The organism is Streptomyces sp. NTD107, assembly GCF_059510435.1.
Window position 1 is genome coordinate 48,289 of the sequence record NZ_JCAJZV010000008.1, and the last position, 21,399, is coordinate 69,687.

Consider the following 21,399-nt stretch of genomic DNA (forward strand, 5'->3'; position numbering starts at 1 on the left):
GTGCGCGGGTCAGGCCGCGTCGGCCTCGGTGTACAGATCGCGGTCCCTGGTCTCCGGGCCGCGCAGGGTGGTGAACAGGCTGATCGCGATGGCGGTGATCATCAGCGCGGCGACCGGGAGCCAGCTGCCGGTGGCCCAGGTGATGAGGGCCGAGCAGACGAGTGGGCCGGTGCCGCCGATCACGGAGGCCAGCTCACGGCCGAGGGTGACCCCGGCGTAGCGGTAGCGGCTGCCGAAGAGTTCGGGGAGCAGCGCGGCCTGGGCGCTGACCGAGCCCTCGGCGGCGAAGACGAAGGCGAGGATCATCACCAGGGTGATGAGGACGGGGCTGCCGGTGTCGAGCATCGCGAAGGCGGGGATGGGCAGCAGCAGCATGCCGGTGGCGGCGGCGGTGTAGGCGGGGCGGCGGCCCAGGATGTCGGAGAGCCAGCCGAAGAAGTAGGCGGCGGCCATGCCGAAGAGGGCGCCGATGAGGAGGGCGCGGGTGAAGACGCCCTTCTCGACGTCGACCTCGGAGACCAGGTAGCTGCCGATGAAGACCTGGTAGATGTAGGAGTTGAGGCTGACGCCGGCGACCATGGCGAAGACCCGCAGCACGTTGTGGCGGCTGTTGACCCACACGTCGCGGATCGGCGAGACGGGCTTGGCCGCCGGGCCGGTGTCCTGCTGGTCGGCGGTCTCGGTGAAGACCTTGGAGTCGTTCAGCTTGCGGCGCAGCACATAGGCGAGGACGGTGACGGCGATGGAGCTGAAGAACACCAGCCGCCAGCCGTAGCTCAGCAGCGCGTCGTCGGGCATCTGCTGCACCAGCAGCCATACCGCCGCGCCGAGCGCCGTGCCGCCGGAGGCGCCGACCCACACCAGGGCGGCGGTGCGGCCGCGTTTGCCGCGGGGTGCCGTCTCGGTGAGCAGGACGGTGCCGCCGGCCATCTCGGCGCCGGCGCCGAAGCCCTGGAGGCAGCGCAGTACGACGAGCAGGATCGGGGCGAGGATGCCGATGGCGTGGTAGGTGGGGAGCAGGCCGATCAGGAAGGTGGCGATGCCCATCAGGTAGAGCGTGACGACCAGGACCCACTTGCGGCCGAGGCGGTCGCCGTAGCGGGAGAAGAACAGGCCGCCGAGGGGGCGGGCGAGGAAGCCGACGGCGTAGGCGCCGAAGCTGGCGAGGTAGCCGACGGCGGGGCTGACGTCGGGGAAGAACACCTCGTTGAAGACGAGGGCGGAGGCGGTGCCGTAGATGACGAAGTCGTACTGTTCGAGGGCGGTGCCTATCAGGCCGGCCCAGCGGGAGCGGCGCAGATTGGTGTGTTCCTCGGCCGAGAACTCCTGGGCCGGTCCTTCGCCGGTGCCGGCTCTCGGAGACGGGATGGTCGACATGGTGCTTCTCCTTTGAAGCGGGGCGGCTCTGTACGGGGACACCGGTGGGGCGGTGGGCGGTCGGTCGGCCGGTGGGGACGGGGCGCGGACGGGGATTACCGGTCGGGGATTACCGGTCGGGGTTTACCGGTCGGGAGCGGTGCCGCAGGACTCGTCGGGATCGAAGCGGGTCGGCAGTTCGACGGTGCGCGGGGGCCCGCCCGCGAGGGCGTCGAGCAGCAGATCGGCACCGATCCGGCCGATCTCGGTGACATCGCGCCGGATGGTGGCCAGCGCGGGCCGCAGGAAGGCGGCCATGGGTGCGTCGTCGCAGGCGACCAGGGACAGGTCCCGGGGCACCTCGTACGGGAGTTCGGCCAGCGCCGACAGGACGCCGACCAGCAGCTGGTTGGAGCCGGCGATCAGGGCCGAGGGCGGGGCGTCGCCGCTCAGCAGCTCGTGGGTGGCGCGGGCGCCGTGCTCCTTGGTGTAACTCCCGCTGATGGCCCGGACGGTGACCTGGGGAAGTTCGGCGGCGACCGCGTGCAGGGCGCGTTCGCGCTCCCGGGAGGGCCGAGTGTGCGGCGAGCCGCCGACCAGGCCGATGGAGCGGTGTCCCAGGGCGGCCAAGTGCCGTACCGCCTCGGTGAGTCCGGCGGCGTGGTCGAAGCGTACGGCGGGCACGGCGGGCAGATCGGGGATGTCGCGGTCGAGCAGCACGATCGGCACCCCGGCCCGGGAGAGCAGGTCGACGGTCTCCGGGTTGCGCTCGTCGGTGACCGCCACCAGCAGCCCGTCCACCCGGTGCTGGGCGAGGCGGCGCAGATGTTCGGTCTCCAGCTCCGGGTCGTGCAGGGAGCTCATCATGAACAGGGTGTAGCCGTGCTCGCGCAGCCGGGTCTCGGCGGCGTGCGCGATCTCGGCCAGTAGCGGGTTGCGGATGTCGCTGATGACGAAGCCGATGGTGCGGGTGGCGCCGGTACGGATGCTCTGGGCGGCGATGTCCGGGACGTAGCCCAGTTCGTCGATCGCCTTCATCACCTTGCGGCGCATGCGGTCGCTGACGTCCGGGTGGCCGGAGACGACGCGGGAGACGGAGGACACCGCCACGCCGGCGTGTTCGGCGACCTCGCGGATCGCCACCCGTTGGGGGCGGCTGCCGCGCATGCCGAAGCTGGGGTCGGCCGGCATCGTCACTCCCCCAGGTCCAGACGGTGGCGGGCGATGTAGTCCGCGTCCAGCTCCCAGCCGAGGCCGGGGGCGTCGGTGAGTTGCAGCCGGCCGTCGACCAGTTGCCGCCGGGTGGCTATGAGATGCCACCAGAAGGGGTCGCGGTCGGGGTGGAAGCACTCGGCGTAGGTGCCGTGCGGCTGGCCGGCCAGCAGATGGGCGGAGACCTGGGGCTCCTCGTGGTGGCCCATCGCGATGTCGTAGGAGGCGGCGATGGCGGCGGTACGGCGCCAGGCGGTAGGCCCGCCCGACCAGGAGGCGTCGAAGTTACAGACGTCGATCGCGCCGGCCTCCATCAGATCGCGGCAGCCGCTGGGGCTGTACTCGCTCTGACCGGCGGCGACCGGTATCCGGGTACGCAGCCGGACGTCGCGCAGCGCGCGGCGGTCGTTGTGCCAGCGGACCGGCTCCTCGAACCAGCGGATGTCGAGGTCCTCCACCCGCCAGGCGAACTCCAGGGCCTGCTGGACCGTATAGCCCTGGTTGGCGTCCACGGTGATGATGAAGTCGTCGCCGGCGGCCTCGCGGGCGGCGGCCACCCGCTTGGCGTCGGTCTCCGGGGTGGCGCCGCCGACCTTGAACTTCATGCCGGCCAGGCCGCGTTCCTTGTAGAAGGCGATCTCGTCCTCGATGGCGCCCAGCGGCTCCCCGTAGTAGCCGCCGATGGCCATCAGGGGTATCTCGCGGCGGAAGCCGCCCCACAGCCGGTGCAGCGGCATCCGCAGAGCCTTGCCGACGGCGTCCCAGACGGCGGTGTCGACGCCGGCCAGGGCCACCAGGCCGAGCCGGCGGTTGCGCAGGATGTCGTACGTGACGGGGTAGGCGAGGTCCCAGCAGCGCTCGGTGGCGAACGCGTCCTCGCCGACGAGCCGGGGTTCGATCTCGCGCTTGACGATGGCGGCGATCTCGGCGAGGTCACCGTCCTCGTCGCCGACGTACGCCTCTCCGACGATGCCCTCGCTGGTGCGCAGCCGGGTGATGAGGGTGGCCCGGTGGGTCATCCGGTAGAAGCTGCCCTTGAACTCCCGGGCGAGCGGGGCGCGGACGGCCTCCACCTCGATGCCGGTGATGGTGAGTCCGGACGCCGGGAGGGGCGGGGCCGCCGGGGTGGTGGTCGAGAGCGTCATCGATACTCCTGGAAACGATTCTGGAATCGATTCCAGAACTTATGAACGACCTCCGAGCCGTGTCAAGAGTGCGGACAGCGTCAATCGCCGGCGGGCGCCGGGAAGGGGCGGAAGGGGGCGGGGAAGGGGCGGGGAGGGGGCGGGGAGGAGGGGCGCGGCGGCGCGGTCAGCGCACCAGGACCAGCCCGCACCCGTACGCGCGGCCGTGCCCGATGCCCCGGGTCAGGGTTGCCACGAATGCGGCGGGGTCCGTCACCGTCAGGCTGCCCCTGACTTCCGCCCGGACCAGTCGCAGGCCCTTGTGCGGGGCGGTGCTGGAGACGCGCGGCAGCATGCGTACGGCCAACTGGTCGGGGTGCGCGTCGGCGCCGAGCCGGGTCACGCCGTCGGGGGCGACGGGGGGTTCACCGGCCGGTTGCAGACGGCGGGTGAACCAGGACTTCACATGGTCGGGGCGGGTGTGGGCCACCCGCGCGCCACGGGTCCGCCGTTCCGAGGCGTCCGGTGCGGGAGGGAGGCTGCGGACGGGATTGATCACCGTACGGAAGTCCACGGTGTCGCCGGCCCCGAAGGTGCGGTCGAGGGTCAGCATGGCGGGCTTTTCGGCCAGGGCCGCCCGTGGGACAGCGCTCCAGTCCCCCGGCACCTGCGACTGCACGACGAGGGAGAGCCGGGCCTCGCGGAGGTTCAGCGTCCAGGTGGAGAGGATGCCCATCTGGGCTCGGGCGTCCCGGCTGCCGTCGTCGACCCAGCCCCGGAAGCCGCTCATCACCGTACGGTGCATGTCCTGGGCGTCGATCAGCGTCTTGGCGGCGTAGGGGTGCCTGGCGTCCAGCGTCAGCAGGGTCTGGGTGGCGACGAACCGGGCGGTGCCGGTGCGGGGGTCGGTCACGGGATGATGTCCCAATCGTGGGCCTGCGGATCGACGGTGACGCGAATCCGGGTCTCCCAGCGGGCGGTGTGCCGCGCGCCCGTGGCGTGGAAGTGCACCGGCTGGTCCATGAGCGGTCCGGTGCCGGGCACCGGGCTCCGGCTCTCGATCCAGGCCCACGGCCGGCGGTCCCGCGCGCGCGGCGGCGCCTCGGAGCAGGCGGGCAGCAGCGCGGCGGCGGTGAGGACTTCGGTGAGGGTGCCCTCCCGGATGCCCAGCGCAAGCTGGCCGGACGGCGGGCACGACTTCCGGCCCAGCCACAGCAGCCGCTTGGGGTGTTCCAGGGCGTGGGCGATTCGCTCCAGCAGTTCCCGATCCTCGTGCTGGAGGCCCACCAGAAAGGCGGCGTCGGAGAGGTACCAGCGCTCGGTGATCAGCGCGTTGCGGCGCAGCTCGGCGGAGACGAGGGTGCCGGAGAGCGGATCGGCGGAGATCTTCTTCGGGGCTCCGTACCACTCGTCGAGCTCGGGGTGGCCGAAGGTGTTCCCGCTCCACGCCTCGATCGCCGGGGCCGCGGCGGCGGCGCGCCGGTGGTCGGTGGCCAGGTCACGGGGGCGCAACGGATAACGGCCGGCGCCGACCGTGTGGTAGTCGCGCACCGGCTTGCCCGGGTGGTCGGCCCGTACGCCGAAGAGCAGGGGTTTCAGCTCGGCCAGCGGGTCCTGCTCCGCGCCGTCCTTCGGCGGCAGCTCGCGGGGCAGGCCGAGGGCGGCGGCGCACAGCCCGATCACGCCCGACTTCGTGGGCCTGCTGTGGGTGTCGCGGCGCCCGAATCGGCTGGCCGCGCCCCAGGACTGGAGCGGGGCGGCGAGCCGGATGAGCAGCACCTGGCTCACGGGGTCAGCCCCTCGATGTCCGTCACGTCGGACAGGCCGGGCGCCGCCAGCTCCCGCAGTACGGCGTCGATCTGCGGGTCGTAGGTCAGCACCCGGGCGGTGCGCAGATCGGGGCGGCGCTCGCCGACGAAGAGGTGATGCCGCAGCAGCCGGCGGACGGCGGCGGGGGCGGCCGGGCCGTCGCCGGCGGCGCCCGGGAGGCTTTCCACGATGGGGAGTTGGAAGGCGGCGGCGTAGTTGTAGGGGCGGTCGCCCTCGAAGGCGAGGACGAGGGCGGGAAGTGAGCCGGTGGAGGCCGTGGAGTTCTTCTTGGCCTCGGGGAACGCCTCCACGAAGGCGTTGACGAACTCCTTCTCGGCGCAGCGGCCGGTCTCCTCGGCCTCGCCCTCGGACATTCCCGCGGCGCGCAGATTCCTGCGCAGTTGTACGCGGTCGAGGACGGCGTGCCGGTAGAAGGTGCCGGAGATCAGCGACTGATAGCCCGTCATGCCGGCGCCGGCGTCGTCGGCGGAGTCGAGGAAGTCCAGGGCGTTGCGCCTGCGGTGCAGCTTGGCGTCGTCGGCCGCCGCGTAGAAGTCGTCGACCTGCTCGGCCTCCTGGACGGAGAAGGCGTGGCTGCTCTGGACGGCGCCGTCCACGTTGGGCGAGTCGGCGATCTCGGCCAGGAACCGGCCGTACAGCGCGATGTCGATGGCGTCGCGCGGAGCGATGGCGAACAGGACGGCGTCGCGGTGGTTCTTGGGCAGGGCCGGCAGCGCGACCTCCGTGGGCTCGCCCTCCTCCCCCGGCTCCGGGTCGGTTTTCCGGCTGCCCTTGCGGCCGGTCTTCTTCGTCGTCTCCTCCTGGGCCTGGAGATAGCCGTCCCGCCAGGTGCGCAACTCGTCCGCGTGCTCGCTGATATGGGCGGCAATCCTGGTGCCGGTGTCGGCCGGGGCGAAGAGGAGCACCTTGGTCAGCTGGGCCACCGTCTTCTTGGCCCGGTCGCCGAATTTGAGACCGGTGGCCTCGATGACCGCGCGGGCCGTGACGATGGCCTCTTCGCGGTCCCAGCCGTGCGCGGCCTCCAGGGACTTGGCGGTGATCAGCGCCCATTCCCGGGTACGGAGCCCGGTGCTGCGGCCGGCCAGGGCGCCGACTCCGGCGTTGGCCCGGTCGCGGGCGTGTACGCGTTCGGCGCGGCGGCGGGCCTGACTGGTGATCATATGACGTTCGACGCCACCGTAGACCAGGCTCTTGGGCGAGCCGTTCTCGTCGCGCACGGGGAGCACGGCGACCAGGGTCTCCAGCAGATGCAGGGAGAGGAATTGGCTTCGGGGTGCCTCGGTCACGTGCTCAGGTCCTTCCGTGTCGGCTGCCCGCCCGGGCCGCCCGGGCCGTTGCGGCTCCGCGCGCGCGGGTGGTGGAAGTCCACCGACCACTGGTAGGCGACGCGGGCCTTGCGGTCGTGCCACCGGGTCAGGTCATCGGTGAGCTGGACCCAGGAGGGCGGCGGCTGCTCGCAGGATCGCAGCCGGGTGATGGTGTGCTGGAGATGGCGCCAGGGGATGCGGCGGCTCGCGACCACCCGGGCGAGGAGCCGCTGGGCGCCGGGGTTGTCGGGGCCACGCCCGGTGCCGTCGCCGATTCTGCGCGCGGCGGCGCCGAGGCTGCCCGTCCCGTAGGAGGGAACCGACCGGCCCTGGTGGTAGATGCCGAACAGGAAGGCGACCTTTTCGTAGATCTCGCGATGCTCGTCGGGGCCGTACCAGCCGGCCCGGATGTGGGTGTCGGTGGGCTTGGGCCGGCGCAACTCGGCGAGCCTGCCGTACTCCCGGTCGCGTACCAGGGTGGTGAGCCAGGCCGTGAGCTGCTCGCCGCCCGGGTGGTCCGGGGCGGGCCCGGTCGGCTCGGTCATGGTGCGGTCTCCCCTCGGAGTTCGGCGGGGGCCCTGGGCGCGGCCATGTCATCGGAGAAGCGCAGCTCCGCGCGGGCCCGGGCGTACAGCCCCTGGTCGTTCAGCGGGAGGGAGTCGAGCCGGTTACGGAGGAAGTCCTCGGCCAGCTCGCGGAGTTCGGCGGCGTAGTCGAGGAGGGAGCGAGGTACGGGCACGCCGCGTACGGTCTCGTCGAGCAGCAGGTCGAACGGGGCCTCGGCGGCCGGCCAGAACTCCGTACGGGCGTCGAACCGGGCCCGCTGGGCGGTGGCGTCGGCGGGCTTCGGGTTGGGGTAGACGATCTTCCATGCCACATGGGCGGCGCGTTTGAGTGCGAGGGCCACGTACTCGGCGACCTCCGAGCCGCGCCGGGACGCCTCGCAGAGCGCGGCGCCCCGGCTCGGGGCGTACGGGAAGTGGCCGTCCGTCCACGCGATGGGGATGGTCTTGTTGGCGATGAGCCCGACGGCCCACAGCAGGCAGGGCGGGCCGCCGGGATCGCGCGGGAACGGAAGGTCGCGCAGCCGCCCGAACAGTCCCGTGTCGGCCTCCATCGCGGCGCTGTAGAGGGCGTGCGCGTCGCGCCACAGGGATCGGGTGGGGGACGGCCACAGGGGCGCGATGTGCCCGTTGAGCTTCTTCGCCGGGACGGCGTCCTCAAGATCGCGGTCGGGGTCGAGGGTGAGAAGCTCGCCCGCGCCCATCAGCACCCGGTCGACGAGGACGGACTTCCCGTCGGCCGAGGTGAGCGGGCGCAGCAGTACGGAACGGCCGAGGTAGCTGTGCAGATCCGCCGGCCCGGAGGTGGCGCGGCCGGGCGGCTTCACGGTGAAACCCCGGCGCTCGAAGTCGCCGCTGGTCCAGGAGTGGTTGAACCGGCCCGGCGCCTGACCGGCGGGCGGGTAGAGGTTCAGCCGGAGCGTGTCCGCGACGGTGCGGCCCTGCACGACAACCCGGATCCGGCCCTGGAGCCGGCCGGCGGCGAGATTGGTCAGCTTGGGCCCGAGCGTTGCCTTCCCGGATATCCGGGCCCGGCCGGCCAGCCCGTAGACGTGCTGGGTCAGCAGCGCGCGGAAGGCTTCGGCGGCCGGGAGGGGGTCGGAGTGCTCCAGGTGATGATGATCGAAGAACTGGCTGTAGTCGCCGACATGTTCGAATACGAGCTGGGCGGGCCCAGCCCCGAGTTCGTCGAGGTAGGGGGCCAGTTGGCTGTTCTGCCCGAGCGGCTGCTCCGGGTGGAACAGATCCCACTCATCGGCGGACTGCTCGACCAGCCACTCCACGACCCCATCGAGCCCGCGCTTGTCGGCGACCCAGGCAACCCAGTCCTCGGTGGAGGTGGGGTACACCTCGGCGGCGAAGCAGATGCCCAACAGATACTCGACGACGGCGACACCCTCGCCCGGAGTGGCACAGGTGAGCCCACTCAACTCCTCGGCCCGGCGGAACACATCGACCAGGGACAGCTCAGAGGCAACGCCGTGGAGGGAGACGGCAGACACACAGGGCTGCCACCGAGGATCCCAGGAGGGACGCCTCTCCACCGGAGTACGAACATCGGGCAAACGCGCGTACCGCTCTCTGCGTCGCGGGAACCACCTAGAGTGACTCCCGCGACGCTAGCAGTAAGTGGCCGGCCCCGTGGGCGGTTTGCCGAAACTCCGGCACTCACTGCTGGGGCCGGCGCCACATCATGATGGTGAGGGTGAGGCGGGCGTCCCGTCGGCGGGACTCGGTGGGGGCCATGACGGAGGTGAGGGCGACGGCGGTCAGGGCCGCCGTGTAGGCCGAGACGCTGACGGAGATCAGGGCGGGGGCGTCGAGGAGGAGCGCGGGCATGGTGATCCTTCCGGAGTCTGCCCGGGGGCCTTTCGCCCGGGCCGTATCCACACCATGGCGGGCGAATGCCCAGGTCAGCGACCTGCCGACCACGCCGGCGGTGGCCCCTGACGCAGGTCACGGACCCCAAGGTTAACTCCGGACTCACTTGTGAAGGAATTGTGAAAATGGCACAGTTGGACCATGTCGGTCACGAGGCGCGAGAAGAGTTCGGTCGTCTGCTGGAGGCCCTGCGGCAGCGGGCCGTTGGCATGGGGGCAGGGGGTGGGAGTGTCGCGGGCTGTGCGGAGGTGGCGGGGGTGAGTCGAGGGACCGTCAGGGCGTGGTGCGAGGGCCGGTCGGTTCCGAAGGACGAGAACACCGCCGGTGTGCAGCGCTTGGTGGTGTTCCTGCGTCGGGAGGCCGGGGAGCCGGCGGAGTTTGACGATGGGTGGCGTCGGGTGTTCGAAGCCGCTCAGCGGGGGAGGAACGGGCGTCTGGGTGTCCGAGGGGGGCCGACCGAGGAGCAGCGGAAGAGGCTGGCTCCCTTCGGGGCCGAGGACTTCGCGACGCGGACTCTTCTCCATCGGCGGGCAGAACTCAGGCGCATGGACAGCTTCGTGCAGGGCGAAGCGGAGGGTGCTCCCGCGTATCTGTGGTGGCAAGCGGCGCCGGGGGCCGGCAAGTCCGTTCTGCTGGCCCGGTTTGTGGAGCGGTCGCTTCCGAAGGCGGATGTCGTGGGGTGCTTCTGCTCACGATCCAAGGGAATGGACAACGTCCGCCACTTTGTCCAGCACATGACGCAGCAGTTGATCGCGCTGTGTGGCCCGCACCGCCCTGCTGAGCCTTCTCTCCAGGCGTTGTACCGCGCCGCGGCCATCCGGGCGGCTGACAAGGAACGCCGGCTGATCGTCGTGGTGGATGGCCTGGAGGAGGACCGGCCGGACGGGGTCAGTATCGCTGCCCAGCTGCCCGGGAGGGCCGGGGCGGGCCGCTGGAGGGAGGCGTTGCGGGTCATCGTGGCCAGTCGGCCGACTGCCGGGCCACCCGCCGACGTACCGGTCGGACACCCGCTGCGCCGGCCCGAGTGCGTGCGGCTCCTCCGCGCCTTCGGGGACCCCGAGGAGCAGCCGCAACAGCCGGACTTCGCGGCGGTCGTCGTCGCGCTGCTGGCGGTTGCCGGGAGTGGTCTTCGGCCGGCGGACCTCGCCGAATTGGCGGGGGTGGACCTTTCGGCGGTCGACGCGTTGGTGAAGGCGGACCCGAACCGGCGTTTCGTACCGGATGACGTCAACCCCGGGAGTTACCTGCTCAGCGATGATCGGCCGCGTACCGTACCGGAGGCGGACCGGGGCGACGCGTTGCGGCGGCTGCGGGGGTGGGCACGGACTTGGGCGGCGCGGGGGTGGCCCGAAGGCACTCCGCCGTTTCTGCTCTCGCGCTGCCCGGGGCTGTTGCACGGTGACGAGTTGGCGCGTCTTGTGGTGGACCAGCAGCGGCAGGTGCGGATGATGGCGCAGGGGCGGTCCGACGAGTTGCTGGGGCAGTTGTCCCTGGTGCCGGTCGGGGAAGTGGACGATCTCGGGATGGCCGCCGAACTGGCGTGTGCCAAGGCGTTGCTGGCCCGGCGGGTGCGTCCGGCGGATCCGGCGTTCGTCCGGCTGTTCACGCTTGCCGGGGAGGTGCCCCGGGCCCGCGGTCAGGCGCTGGCCGCTCCGAGGGCGGCCGACCGGGCGGTGCGGCTGACCGAGATCGCCGTGACGCTGGCCCCGGCCGGGGGTACGGAGGCCGGTGAGATCGCGCGGGAGGCCGTCGAGTGGACCCGGCGGGCGGCGGCGACCATGTCACCGGCGCCGGAGTTGATCCGGGCGGCGCTCGCGCTGTCCGCGTGTGGTCTGCACGAGGCGGGGTCCTCGATGCTGCGGGCCGTTGGCGCCGGTCCGGCCACGGGGTGGGAGTCGTGGGTGCGCGTCGCGCAGGCGCTCGACGCGGGGGGCAGCAGCCGCAGGGTGGATGCGATGGCGGAGCAGGCGGAAGCGTTGAGTGACGGTGACGATCCGGTCGAGCGGGGGCTGGCCCTGGAGATCTGGGGCGCGTTGGCCGGGGACCGGCCCGAGTACCGGGATCGGATCGAGGAGTTCTGCGCCGAGCTGGTGCCGGCCTCGGATCTGACGGAGGTCGATCTTCTGGCGCGGGCGGCCCTGGCGTTGACGCCGACCCGGGAGCGGAGGGCTCACGGGCTGGCCTCGGCAGCCGGGCAGGGGTTGCTCGATCTGCTCGCCGCGCCGGGGGCGCGGGCGGACCTGGAGTTCTCCACGACGCCGACGCTCGTCGTGCTGGCGCTGCTCGGTCTGCGGCGGGACGCGGCGCGCGTCGCGGGCATTCTGGACGCGCTGGGCACCGAGGGCGTGCGGTGGAGCGGCCCGCCGGTGGCCCCGGAGGTGCGACGGGATGCCGGGCTCGCCGATGTCGAGCGGGCGTTGCGCAGGCATCCGGCGCGCGGCCGACGGCTTCTCCTCGATGCCTTTGCCGCCCGCTCATCGGCCCCGGAGGCGGTGGCCGGCACGGAGGGGTGGGGGCTGCCGTTGGCCGGGGTGCTCGCGACGGCGGGCCATTCCGAGGAGGCCGGGGCGCTCGCCGGGCGGTCGCGGGAGCCGGCCCAGCTGGCCGGGGCGCTCGCCACCGTGTCGGTGGCCTGCGCGGTGGGTGGGCACTCCGCCGCTGCCGCACGCCATGCCCACGGCGCCGCCGACTGGGCAAGGCAATGCAGCGACCCGGCCGTCCGGGGGCTGATCGCGCAGGCATTCGCGTATGCCGGTGAGGTCGAGTCGGCTCAGGAGTGGGCGAGTTGGGAGCGAGCAAGGGGCAGGGGGCGGAATCGGGTCGAGCGCATGCGGACAGCTGTGGCGGTGGGCATCGCTCCGTACGCTCCCGTGGTCTCGACCCACATCGTCGACGAGCGGCTCGCGGACGTGATGCGGCTGGTACAGGCGGGCCGCGGGAAGGGATTGCTGCCTGTCGTTGCCGAGTTGCTGCTCACCCTGCCCGATGCCCGGCGGCCCAGTATCGGTGTGCGCGCCGGGATCGCGGCGAGTGGTATCGGTGTTGAGGAGAACATCACGGGGTGCGATCCGCATGCAGTCCTCACGCACGCGCTGCTCGAAGCGAGCGGGTTGTTTCCCGAGTTGCCGCCGCTGCGAGACAGACTGGGCGTCTGGGAGCGGTACATGGCCGCGACGCCGCTCCCCGGGCAGCAACTGCCGGTCGCGGAGTGGGCCGTGCTGTGTGCCTTTCGTGGCGAGGTCGGCGTGGCGCGGGAGGTGGCCGGGCGGGGGCGTACTGCGGGTGAGCGGGCGGCGGCGCTCGCTGCGGTGGCTGCGTACCTCGCGGACGTACCGGTGGTCGTTCCGGCCGCCGAGGGCTGGGCCGTGCAGGAGACACCGGTGCTGCGTTTCCTCGCGTTGGCCCGCGCGCTGCGGCCGGACGGGGCCCGTGACAACGAGCGGGCGTGCGGGCTCGTCCGGGAGGTACTGGCGGGCGAGCACTGGTGGTACGCGCTTGCGCTGCTGCCCCGGCTGGCGCCGGACGCGGTCGAGCCGCTGCGGGAGCTGGCCCGCCTGCACACCGGTTCGTGATGCGGCTCAGGCGTAGCAGCTCAGGGGTTTGCCGCCGTTGTAGGTGACCATGTCGGTCAGTGCCGCCACCGCGTCGATGCGGGCTCCGGGGGCGGCGCCGGCCAGTTCGGCGTAGGCGCGGTGCAGGTTGCCCACGATGCGTTCGGCGTCGAGCAGGTCGCGGTAGGGCCCGAGGTCGGTCTCGCGGGCGGCTTCCAGCGGGGTGAGGCCCGCCTCGTGGCCGCGGCGGGCGACGTCCTGGACGAAGTGCAGATAGCCGCTGACCTGGTCGATGACCTCGGGGCCGCACACCGGGCCGTGGCCGGGCACGATCGTCGTGGGGTTCAGGGCACGCAGCGTCTCCATCGCCCGCAGCGCGCCGCTGATGGAGCCCTGGAGGAGGAAGGGGGTGCCGCCGTTGAACAGCAGGTCGCCGCTGAAGAGCAGTTCGCGGTCGGGGATCCACATCACGGAGTCGTTGGTGGTGTGGGCCGGGGTGCCGATGTGGCTGACCCGGCAGGCGAGATCGTCGATGTAGACGGTGACTTCGTCCCGGTAGGTGAGGAACGGCGGCGCGAGTTCGATGTCGCCCCAGTCGACGTCGGTCCAGAACGGCGCGGACCGTGGCCTGCCCCATTCCAGCAGGGACTGGCGGACACCGTCGTGGGCGACAATGGTGGCGCCCCCGAACAGGTAGTTGCCGAACGTGTGATCGCCGTGGTGGTGGGTGTTGATCAGCGTCCGCACGGGTTGGTCGGTGACGGTGGCGATGGTGTCGAGGTAGGCGCGGGTGCGGGACTCGGTGGAGCAGGCGTCGACACTGACCACCCCGGTGCGGCCCACCAGGAAGCCGGTGTTGTTGATCCACCAGGAGCCATCGGGCTGGATGTAGGCGTAGATGTTCTCGCTCACCTCCCGCAGACGGGCCGCCGTGATCGCGGTCCGCGGGTGTGGATGGGCCGAACTCATCGCATCACCTTCCTGTTCCGTCGTTCAGCGGGTCCAGGGTACGGGGCGGGCCGGTCGTTCGGTGGGCCGTTGCGAGGAGCCGGCGCAGGGCGGTGTGGGCGGGTGGGCCCCAGGTGGTCTTGCCACCGGGGCGGCCGTGGCGGCCGGCCTCTCCGATGCAGATGCCGTCGAGGGCCCGCAGCAGTGCCCAGCCCCGGGCGCGGCGCAGGGTGGCGGTGTCCGGGACCGGCCGGTAGGCGGCGTGGAAGCGGTCGGCGGCGCCGTCGGGGAGCAGGATCCAGGCGGCGGAGAGGTCGCAGGCCGGATCGCCCGTGCAGAGGTCGCCGAAGTCGATCACGCCGCAGAAGGTGCCGTCCGCGGTGAGGATGTTGGCCGGGTGCAGGTCGCCGTGGAGCCACACTGCCGGGCCACTCCAGCGGGGGGCGGCGACGGCGTCCGCCCAGACGGCGCGGACGGCGTCCGGGTCGGGGATCACCCCCAGCTCGATCGCCGAGGTCAGCTTCCGGGCGAAGCTCTCCTCGCTGTCGGCCAGCGGCCCGCCCCGGCCGCGGCCGGTGGGCGCCCCGTCGGGGGCGGGGCGGTGCAGGGCGGTGAGGAAGCCGGCCAGGGCGTCGGCGGACTCCGCGCCACGGGTGGCGGGGGCCCGGTCGGCGGGTTCGCCCGGGATCCAGGTGGTGACGATCCAGGGCCTGGGGAACCGCCTGGAGGGCTCGCCGAGGCGCTGCGGGACGGGGATCGGCAGCGGCAGGTGGGGGGCGAGGGTGGGCAGCCAGGCGTGTTCCTTGCGCAGCAGGGCGTCGGCGGACCGCGTCGCCCAGGGCAGCCGGACGGCGAGGTCCGCGCCGAGTCGCCACAGCTGGTTGTCCCAGCCGCGCGCGCCGAGCCGCAGGGGCCGGTCGGCCAGGTCGGGGTGCTGGTCACGCAGCAGGTCCCGGATCAGTTCGCCGGTGATCTCGATCTCGGTGGGGGTCATGTGCGGCAACGGTAGTCGCGCGGCGGCGCCCGGTGCTCCTGTGCGGTGGGCACAGGAGCACCGGGCGCCGGTTGCGTGTGAGGGCTTGTCTCAGTAAGCGCTGTTGACGTTGTCCATCGAGCCGTAGCGGGCGGCGGCGTAGTTGCAGGCCGCGACGATGTTGGCCACCGGGTCGTAGATGTCGGTGCTGGTGCCGTCGACGTGGTACTGCTCGAAGGTCGGGTCGATCACCTGGAGCAGGCCCTTGGAGGGGATGTTCTTGTGGGCGTTGGAGTCCCACATGTTGATCGTGTGCGGGTCGCCGCTGGATTCGCGCAGCAGGTTGCTCTTGATGCCCTGGTAGCTGCCGGGGATGCCGTTCGCCTTCATCACGTCCAGCGCCTCGTTGATCCACTGGTCGATCTGGGCATCGGAGGCCGGCTGGGCCTTCGGCTGGTCCTTGCGGTCGATAACGACCAGGGTGCCATCCGCGTTGTACTGGGCGCCACGGCCCTTGTCGGTCTGTGCGGGGGACGCCGCCTCGGCGGACGCGTCCTGCGTCGCGCCCGAGTCCGCGGTGGGGGTGTCGCCACCGCTGGTGTCGGTGCTGCCGCTGTCGGTGGTGGCGGAGTCGGTGCCGCCGGTGTCGCCGGTGGTCAGGGACTTGCCGGTGGCGGCGCTCTCGGTGTGCAGGGAGAAGGCCGCGGGAGCGCTCGTGCTCACCGCGGTGGGGGCGACGGCCGACGCGTGCGGGTCGGCCGTGGCGCCCGGGGCGTGGACGAGGGACAGGGCCGCGGCCCCGGCGGTCACGATGCCGGCCACAGCAGCCGTGCGGGTCCGGATGCGGGAAACGCCATGGGTGGCGGTCATGCAGAAACACCTCGATCCTCGGGAGAGCGGGAGGAAAGCCGCGAAATGCGGCCGACCGCCACACTGCCCGGGCCCTGCCCTGCGAGGCAAGGAAGGCACCTGCGACCACGCCTCGTAGGAGCCGATCCCCTCACCCCCCGCCGACCGCCCCCGACGCGCCCCGACCGGCTCCTATCCCGCATCGGATGTGACCGCCGTCTCGTGCCGCACCCCACATCCCGGCCCCCGCCGCGTCACCCACCGCCAGCGCGCGACCACGGTGCCTTTCCGCCCCGGCCGGGGGACGTCGCCTTCGCCCAGCAGCCCCCCGCACCGGATCCTGGCGGTGCGGGGTGTCCTGTCCGCGATCCTCGCCCGGCACCTGCTCCCCGGGCACAGCGGCGAACACCTCGTCCGGCTGCTCGCCCACGCCCTGGGCTCCGGCCCCCGGCGGCTCCGGTGCCCCCACCCCCTGCCACGGCACCGGCTGTGGGGCCCGGGCCGCTGAAGGCGCGCTCTTCGTCCGGTTGTGCCACCCCGACAGCGCTCGGACCCGTTACGGACAGGGGCAGCTGGTGGCCCTGCACGAGGCCCTCCGCGCCCTCCTCGCCCGCACTCCCCCGCAGCGGCTGTGGGAGCGTTGGGGTGAGCACACCGCCACCGGCGCCGCCCCCGACCTCATCAGGTTAGGCTTACCTAACCAACAGGAAGGGCGTCATGAGCAACTTCGTCACGCATCGTGGGCAGGTGCTGCGCACCGAGCAGCTCAGCGCGCATGTCATCCGGGTCGTGCTCGGTGGTGAGGGACTGCGGGGCTTCGCGGTGGGACCGTACAGCGACAGCTACGTGAAGCTGGTGTTCGGTCAGCCGGGGGTGGTCTATCCCGAGCCCTTCGACGTGGCGGAGATCCGCCGGACGCTGCCGCGCGACCAGTGGCCCACCACCCGTACGTACACCGTGCGGCACTTCGACCCCCAGGGGCCCGAGCTCACCATCGACTTCGTCCACCACGGCGACAGCGGGCTGGCCGGTCCGTGGGCGGCTGCCGCGCGGCCCGGGGATCAGCTGGCCCTGCTCGGGCCCGGCGGCGCCTACGCGCCCGACCCGACCGCCGACTGGCATCTGCTGGTCGGTGACGAGAGCGCGCTGCCCGCCATCGCCGCCTCCGTCGAGCGGCTTCCGCGGGGAGCGGTGGCCCGGGTGCTCATCGAGATCGACGGGCCGGGTGACGAGCTGAAACTGAACCCGCCCGCCGGTGATGTCGATGTCGTCTGGGTGGACCGGCGCGCCGGGCGGTACGGTCTCGCGCTGGTCGAGGCGGTCACCTCCCTGGCGCTGCCGCCCGGGCGAGGGCACGCGTTCGTCCACGGCGAGGCGAACTGGGTGAAGGAGCTGCGCCGGCATCTGCGGCACGAGCGGGGCATGACGCCCCAGCAGCTGTCCATCTCCGGGTACTGGCGGCGCGGCCACGACGAGGACGGCTGGCAGGCGGCCAAGGCCGAGTTCAATCAGCGGGTGCTTCAGGAGCAGGAGCAGCAGCAGGAGCCAGCGGGCTCCTAGGGCGGCGTACGGCGGCGCGTACCACGGCCGGGCTCAGCAGGGTGGACAGCGGGGCGCTGAGCGTGGCCGCCTCGCCCAGGACGCGCCGCAGCTCCGGATCGGTGTGGGCCGCGCGTTCCAGGCGCCGGCCCAGGCGGTCGCGTACGGCCGCCGCCCGGCGCGAGCCGGGGCCGGTCGCGCCGGGGTGCAGTACGTCGGCGCCGGTCGCCAGCCGCCAGGCGCCGGTCGCCGCGCGGGCGATGGCACGTTGGATGTGGCGGGTGGAGCCGGTGGGGTGGGGGGACGCGGACAGGGTGTCGGCCAGCGCCGTCACCGCCGCGGCGGTGACGGTCATGCCGAAGCCGAAGGTGGGGTTGGTGGTGAGCACCGCGTCGCCGATCACCAGGAAACCGGCGGGCCAGTGCCGCATGCGCTCGTAGTAGCGGCGGCGGTTGGCGGTGTGCCGGTAGCCGCGGATCGGGCCGGCGGGGGTGGCGGTCAGCAGCCGGTCGGCGATCACCGGGTGGGACAGGGACCGGGCGTACGCCAGGAACCCGTCGTGATCCAGGGGTGGTTCGGCGCCCCTGGTGCCGGAGAGCGAGATCAGCCACCGGCCGCCCTCGATCGGGAAGATCACCCCGGCGCGGGCCGGGCGGTGCCGGCTGGGTCCCGGCTGGATGCCGACCGGCGGAAGGCCGGTCCGGGCCGTGGGGGGTGCCAGGACCGGCAGCGAGGCGTAGGCGACACCGGCGTCGACGGTGACCTCCCGTACGGAGGGCAGTCCCAGGGCGGTGAGCAGGGTGGGTGTGCGGGAGGTGCGGCCGGTGGCGTCGACGGTCAGGGTGGCCGCGTAGCGCCGGGTGGTGCCGTCGCGGTGCCGGGCGATGGCCCCGGTGACGCGCTGCCGGGTGCCGGTCAGTTCGCGGAGTTGGGCGCCGGGGACGAGGGTGATGCCGTCGGTGGCCCGGGCGCGTTCGCGGATCGTCCACTCCAGCAGGGGCCGGCCGCACAGCAGGGCGAAGTGTCCGGGCGGTGCCCCGGGCTGCGGGCCGTGGTCGCCGAAGCTCATGACGTCGGCCAGGTGGATGCGGTGGGCTCCGGCGGCGGACAGCCGGGCGAGGGTGCCGGGGAGCAGGGCCTCGATGTGCCGGCAGCCGGCGGGCAGCAGGAGATGGCCGTGGTGGGACTGGGGGGTGCCCGCGCGGTGGGTGGCGCCGGTGGGCAGCCGGTCCTGGTCGAGGACGGTGACGGTGGCGTAGTGGGGGCGCAGCGCGACGGCGGTGAGCAGGCCGGCCACCGATGCGCCGAGGACCAGGGCGTGCTCGTTCTTCATCGCGGCTGCCAGTGCGGCAGGCGCGCGGCGCGGGGGTCGGGGAGGCCGAGTTGGTGGAGCCGGTCGAGGGGGGCGAAGGGGTGGATGCCGAGTCCGGCGAGGTTGTAGGTGGCGGTGTAGCTCAGCCGGGGGCTGCGGTGGGTGCGGCGCAGGGCGCGGCGGCCCAGCGTCCGGGCGGTGGGGCCGGTGGCGGTGACGAGCCGGGCGGCGTCGTGGCTCATGACGGCGATGTGCCGGATCCAGGGCAGCCGTTCGGCCTGGTAGGCGGCCAGGGCGGCGTCGGTGCCGGGGGCGTGGGCGAGGTGGTGGGCGAGGGCGTGGGCGTCGCAGATGGCGGTGTTCATGCCCTGGGCGGCCAGCGAGTGGACGGCGTGGGCGGCTTCGCCGGCGAGGACGAGGCCGGGGGTGGTGAGGGTGGGTGCGGTGAAGCGGCGCAGGGTGAAGATCTGCCGGGTGGCGAGGGAGCCGGTGAGGCGTTCGGTGAGGGGGCGCAGGGCGGGGGTGTCGTGGTCGAGGGCGGTGGCCCAGGCGGTCATGGCGGCGTGGTCGGCGCCGCGTACCTCGTCGGGGTGGATCTGGACGTAGAGCCGGGTGCGGCCACCGGGCAGGGGGTAGACGAGGCGCAGTCCGCGGCGGGTGCGGTAGGCGGTGATGGCGCCGGGTTCGGGGGGTGCGCCGGGGAGTTCGAAGGCGAGCAGCCGGTGGGGGTAGGTGCGGGTGTCGGGGGTGATGCCGGCGGCGCGGCGCAGCCGGGAGGAGATGCCGTCGGCGGCGACGACCAGCGGGGCGGGTACGGGGTGGGTGCGGCCGTGCTGCCGGACGCGTACGCCGGTGACGCGGCCGGTGGGGTCGTGCAGCAGTGCTTCGGCGAGGGCGCCGCGGCGGAGTTCGACGTGGCCGGGCAGGGAGTGGGTGAGGGTCTTGAGGAGGGTGGGGTGATCGTGGCTGAGGAGGGTTCGGCGTCCGGCGGGGAGGCTGGTGTAGTCGAAGACCATGAGGGGGGTGGCGTCGGGGCCCCGGATGGTGAGGCGGGTGAGGGGGACGGCGCCGGCGGTGGTGAGGCGGTCGGTGATGCCCCAGTCGGTGAGGATGCGCAGGGCGGCGGGCTGGAGGACTTCGCCCTTGGCGATGGGGGCGGGGCGGCGTTGTTTGTCGAGGACGAGGGTGCGCAGGCCGAGGTCGCCCAGCGCGCGGGCGGTGGCGAGGCCGGCGGCGCCGGCGCCGCAGACGATGGCGTCCCAGGTGGTCATCCGGCGGCTCCCGGCACGGTGGTGCGGTGGTGGGCGGCCAGGGCGTTCAGGGCCAGGCCCTGGGCCATGAGGTGGTCGGGGTAGGCGAGGTGGTCCTTGAGGTACCAGCAGGTGGGGCCGGGTTCCCAGGTGCCGTCGGGGTGTTGGGCGGCGAGCAGCCAGTCGGCGCCGCGGGCGGCGGCGGTCCGGGCGGCCGGGTCGTCGGTGAGGTGGGTGAGGGCGTGTACGGCGCGGGCGGTTTCGTCGGTGGTGCCGGGGGCGGTGGCGGGGGCGGCGCCCCAGGAGCCGTCGGGGAGTTGGGCGGCGAGCAGCCAGGTGCGGGCGCGGGTGGCGAGGGGGGTGCGGGTGAGGCCCAGGCGGGCGCAGGTGTGCAGGACGGCGGCGGTGCCCGGGACCCCGCCCCGGTGCCACTGGGCTGGGTGGGAGCCGTCCGGGCGGGCGGTGCGGGTGAGCCGGCGCAGGGCGCGGCGTACGGTGCGGTCGGTGGTGGGGGTGCCGGTGGCGGTGAGGATGTCGATGGCCTGGGTGGTGGCGTGCGGGCAGTGCCGGTCGAGAGGACAGTGGGTGTCGCGGGTGAAGACGCTCCACGAGCCGCGGCGGTCCTGACGGGTTTTCAGCCAGCCGGCGCCCTCGCTCAGGGCCTGGCCGTGGCCGTGGGCGGCGGCGAGGGCGGCCAGCGCGGCGACGGTGTCGAGGACGTTGGGCCAGCCCTTGGCGCCCGACCAGGCCCAGCCGCCGGGTGGGCAGTCGAACAGCGGGAAGGGGGCGGTCTGCCGGCAGGCGAGCAGCCAGCGGGCGGCGAGCCGGACACGGGGGTCGGTGCGGTGTCCCGCGTGGCACAACGCTTCGGTGGTGACGGCGTGGCCGATGAGGTCGATGTCGCGTTCTTCCATGCCCTGCATGAGGACCCAGGAGCCGTCGCCGCGGGCGCCGGAGCGCAGATAGCGCACGGTGGCCCGGACGAGTTCGGGTGCGGTGCCGGCCAGGTGGACGGCGGTGGTGGCGAGGCCGGTGAGCCAGGGGTCGCTGCCGAGGGAGCCGACGGCTCCCTCCTGCCGCTCGCAGTCCTTGAGGACAGTGGTGGCCCGGGGGTCGGTGCGGGCGGCCAGCAGGCCGGGGCGCAGTTGGTGCTGGAGGAGGGTGAGGGCGGCGAACGGTGGTGCGGTGAAGGACAGCAGCTTCCGTGTCAGCGGGGTGGGCAGCAGCAGGAGTGCGGTGGGAACGCGGCGGATCGCGGTGGGTTCGGCCAGTCGGGCGACGGCCAGCAGCAGGCCGATGAGCTGCTGGACCATGGGGTCGGGCACGCCGTGGATGCCGCCGTGCCGGTGGAGGAGGGCCAGCCCGGCCCGTACCTCCTCGGTGGTACGTCCCGGGGCGGCGGCGTGCAGGGCGGCGAGCGCCAGCGCGGTGGGGATGAACTCGCTGGGTCCGGTGTCGGTGACGGGCCAGCCGCCGTCCGGGTTGCGGGTGCGCAGCAGCCAGTCGGTGCCGGCCCTGACCAGGGCGGCGGAGCGTTCCGGGTCGGCGGTGTGCAGGGCGAGGACGGCGGAGGCGGTGCCGGGGACGACGGCGGGTCGGGTGCCGTACCAGGTGCCGTCGGCATCGAGGGTGGTCAGCAGGGTGTGGGCGGCGGTGTCGAGGGCGGTGCGCAGCCGGGCGGCTCGGGCGGGGTGGGTGGCCATG

Annotated in this window: 18 protein-coding genes; 3 read left to right on the forward strand and 15 right to left on the reverse strand. The window is 73.2% G+C overall.

What is annotated here, in order from left to right; all coding sequences use genetic code 11:
• Positions 1-9: 9 nt before the first annotated feature.
• The 9 genes from AC5WRL_RS17810 to AC5WRL_RS17850 form a co-directional block, all read right to left on the reverse strand.
• On the reverse strand, positions 10-1,377 hold the full coding sequence (locus tag AC5WRL_RS17810) for an MFS transporter (RefSeq protein WP_496089551.1): 1,368 nt from the start codon (positions 1,375-1,377) through the stop codon (positions 10-12).
• A gap of 123 nt (positions 1,378-1,500) precedes the next feature.
• Positions 1,501-2,547: a LacI family DNA-binding transcriptional regulator gene (locus AC5WRL_RS17815; protein ID WP_496089552.1), complete on the reverse strand. Its 1,047-nt coding sequence runs from the start codon at positions 2,545-2,547 to the stop codon at positions 1,501-1,503.
• Between the two features lie 2 nt (positions 2,548-2,549).
• Positions 2,550-3,713 (reverse strand): mandelate racemase/muconate lactonizing enzyme family protein, encoded by a 1,164-nt coding sequence (locus AC5WRL_RS17820; RefSeq protein WP_496089553.1) that lies wholly within the window; start codon positions 3,711-3,713, stop codon positions 2,550-2,552.
• A gap of 166 nt (positions 3,714-3,879) precedes the next feature.
• Positions 3,880-4,605: a type I-E CRISPR-associated protein Cas6/Cse3/CasE gene (locus tag AC5WRL_RS17825; protein WP_496089554.1), complete on the reverse strand. Its 726-nt coding sequence runs from the start codon at positions 4,603-4,605 to the stop codon at positions 3,880-3,882.
• Positions 4,602-5,480 carry a type I-E CRISPR-associated protein Cas5/CasD gene (cas5e, locus tag AC5WRL_RS17830; RefSeq protein WP_496089555.1) on the reverse strand — a complete coding sequence of 293 codons (879 nt, stop codon included), beginning with the start codon at positions 5,478-5,480 and terminating at the stop codon, positions 4,602-4,604. The genes AC5WRL_RS17825 and cas5e overlap by 4 nt, the downstream gene beginning before the upstream one ends.
• The gene (locus AC5WRL_RS17835; RefSeq protein ID WP_496089556.1) at positions 5,477-6,808 is read right to left on the reverse strand and encodes a type I-E CRISPR-associated protein Cas7/Cse4/CasC; all 1,332 of its coding nucleotides are present in this window, start codon (positions 6,806-6,808) and stop codon (positions 5,477-5,479) included. Before AC5WRL_RS17835 ends, cas5e begins: the two co-directional genes overlap by 4 nt.
• Complete coding sequence (casB, locus tag AC5WRL_RS17840) at positions 6,805-7,374, reverse strand: type I-E CRISPR-associated protein Cse2/CasB (RefSeq protein ID WP_496089557.1); 570 nt, start codon at positions 7,372-7,374, stop codon at positions 6,805-6,807. Before casB ends, AC5WRL_RS17835 begins: the two co-directional genes overlap by 4 nt.
• On the reverse strand, positions 7,371-8,894 hold the full coding sequence (locus AC5WRL_RS17845; RefSeq protein ID WP_496089558.1) for a type I-E CRISPR-associated protein Cse1/CasA: 1,524 nt from the start codon (positions 8,892-8,894) through the stop codon (positions 7,371-7,373). Before AC5WRL_RS17845 ends, casB begins: the two co-directional genes overlap by 4 nt.
• Before the next feature lie 166 nt (positions 8,895-9,060).
• Positions 9,061-9,231, reverse strand: a complete 171-nt coding sequence (locus AC5WRL_RS17850; protein ID WP_496089559.1) for a hypothetical protein — start codon at positions 9,229-9,231, stop codon at positions 9,061-9,063.
• Between the two features lie 746 nt (positions 9,232-9,977).
• Here AC5WRL_RS17850 and AC5WRL_RS17855 point away from each other — a divergent pair.
• Complete coding sequence (locus AC5WRL_RS17855) at positions 9,978-12,845, forward strand: hypothetical protein (RefSeq protein WP_496089560.1); 2,868 nt, start codon at positions 9,978-9,980, stop codon at positions 12,843-12,845.
• Between the two features lie 6 nt (positions 12,846-12,851).
• Here AC5WRL_RS17855 and AC5WRL_RS17860 read toward each other — a convergent pair whose 3' ends face one another.
• The 3 genes from AC5WRL_RS17860 to AC5WRL_RS17870 all read right to left on the reverse strand — a co-directional run bounded on the left by AC5WRL_RS17860 (position 12,852) and on the right by AC5WRL_RS17870 (position 15,615).
• Entirely contained in the window at positions 12,852-13,793 is a 942-nt protein-coding gene (locus tag AC5WRL_RS17860) for an MBL fold metallo-hydrolase (RefSeq protein WP_496089561.1), read from the reverse strand.
• A gap of 4 nt (positions 13,794-13,797) precedes the next feature.
• A complete protein-coding gene (locus AC5WRL_RS17865) occupies positions 13,798-14,766 on the reverse strand; it encodes an aminoglycoside phosphotransferase family protein (RefSeq protein ID WP_496089562.1) in 969 nt (322 codons plus the stop codon).
• A gap of 90 nt (positions 14,767-14,856) precedes the next feature.
• Positions 14,857-15,615 carry a transglycosylase SLT domain-containing protein gene (locus tag AC5WRL_RS17870; RefSeq protein WP_496089563.1) on the reverse strand — a complete coding sequence of 253 codons (759 nt, stop codon included), beginning with the start codon at positions 15,613-15,615 and terminating at the stop codon, positions 14,857-14,859.
• Between the two features lie 325 nt (positions 15,616-15,940).
• Between AC5WRL_RS17870 and AC5WRL_RS17875 the strand changes: the two genes are divergently transcribed.
• The gene (locus AC5WRL_RS17875) at positions 15,941-16,102 is read left to right on the forward strand and encodes a hypothetical protein (RefSeq protein WP_496089564.1); all 162 of its coding nucleotides are present in this window, start codon (positions 15,941-15,943) and stop codon (positions 16,100-16,102) included.
• Between the two features lie 209 nt (positions 16,103-16,311).
• Positions 16,312-17,154, forward strand: a complete 843-nt coding sequence (locus tag AC5WRL_RS17880; RefSeq protein WP_496089565.1) for a siderophore-interacting protein — start codon at positions 16,312-16,314, stop codon at positions 17,152-17,154.
• Here AC5WRL_RS17880 and AC5WRL_RS17885 read toward each other — a convergent pair.
• The 3 genes from AC5WRL_RS17885 to AC5WRL_RS17895 are packed head-to-tail and all read right to left on the reverse strand — an operon-like array spanning position 17,099 to position 21,398.
• Positions 17,099-18,466: an FAD-dependent oxidoreductase gene (locus tag AC5WRL_RS17885; protein WP_496089566.1), complete on the reverse strand. Its 1,368-nt coding sequence runs from the start codon at positions 18,464-18,466 to the stop codon at positions 17,099-17,101. The two genes, AC5WRL_RS17880 and AC5WRL_RS17885, sit on opposite strands and share 56 nt — an antisense overlap.
• Positions 18,463-19,716, reverse strand: a complete 1,254-nt coding sequence (locus AC5WRL_RS17890; protein ID WP_496089567.1) for an FAD-dependent oxidoreductase — start codon at positions 19,714-19,716, stop codon at positions 18,463-18,465. The genes AC5WRL_RS17885 and AC5WRL_RS17890 overlap by 4 nt, the downstream gene beginning before the upstream one ends.
• The gene (locus AC5WRL_RS17895; protein WP_496089568.1) at positions 19,713-21,398 is read right to left on the reverse strand and encodes a prenyltransferase/squalene oxidase repeat-containing protein; all 1,686 of its coding nucleotides are present in this window, start codon (positions 21,396-21,398) and stop codon (positions 19,713-19,715) included. Before AC5WRL_RS17895 ends, AC5WRL_RS17890 begins: the two co-directional genes overlap by 4 nt.
• Between the last annotated feature and the right edge of the window lies 1 nt (position 21,399).

Coding starts and splice junctions, on each gene's coding strand:
- AC5WRL_RS17810 (WP_496089551.1), bottom strand. CDS start 1,377: ATGTCGACCATCCCGTCTCCGAGAGCCGGCACCGGCGAAGGACCGGCC.
- AC5WRL_RS17815 (WP_496089552.1), bottom strand. CDS start 2,547: ATGCCGGCCGACCCCAGCTTCGGCATGCGCGGCAGCCGCCCCCAACGG.
- AC5WRL_RS17820 (WP_496089553.1), bottom strand. CDS start 3,713: ATGACGCTCTCGACCACCACCCCGGCGGCCCCGCCCCTCCCGGCGTCC.
- casB (WP_496089557.1), bottom strand. CDS start 7,374: ATGACCGAGCCGACCGGGCCCGCCCCGGACCACCCGGGCGGCGAGCAG.
- AC5WRL_RS17850 (WP_496089559.1), bottom strand. CDS start 9,231: ATGCCCGCGCTCCTCCTCGACGCCCCCGCCCTGATCTCCGTCAGCGTC.
- AC5WRL_RS17855 (WP_496089560.1), top strand. CDS start 9,978: ATGGACAACGTCCGCCACTTTGTCCAGCACATGACGCAGCAGTTGATC.
- AC5WRL_RS17860 (WP_496089561.1), bottom strand. CDS start 13,793: ATGAGTTCGGCCCATCCACACCCGCGGACCGCGATCACGGCGGCCCGT.
- AC5WRL_RS17865 (WP_496089562.1), bottom strand. CDS start 14,766: ATGACCCCCACCGAGATCGAGATCACCGGCGAACTGATCCGGGACCTG.
- AC5WRL_RS17870 (WP_496089563.1), bottom strand. CDS start 15,615: ATGACCGCCACCCATGGCGTTTCCCGCATCCGGACCCGCACGGCTGCT.
- AC5WRL_RS17880 (WP_496089565.1), top strand. CDS start 16,312: ATGAGCAACTTCGTCACGCATCGTGGGCAGGTGCTGCGCACCGAGCAG.
- AC5WRL_RS17885 (WP_496089566.1), bottom strand. CDS start 18,466: ATGAAGAACGAGCACGCCCTGGTCCTCGGCGCATCGGTGGCCGGCCTG.
- AC5WRL_RS17890 (WP_496089567.1), bottom strand. CDS start 19,716: ATGACCACCTGGGACGCCATCGTCTGCGGCGCCGGCGCCGCCGGCCTC.
- AC5WRL_RS17895 (WP_496089568.1), bottom strand. CDS start 21,398: ATGGCCACCCACCCCGCCCGAGCCGCCCGGCTGCGCACCGCCCTCGAC.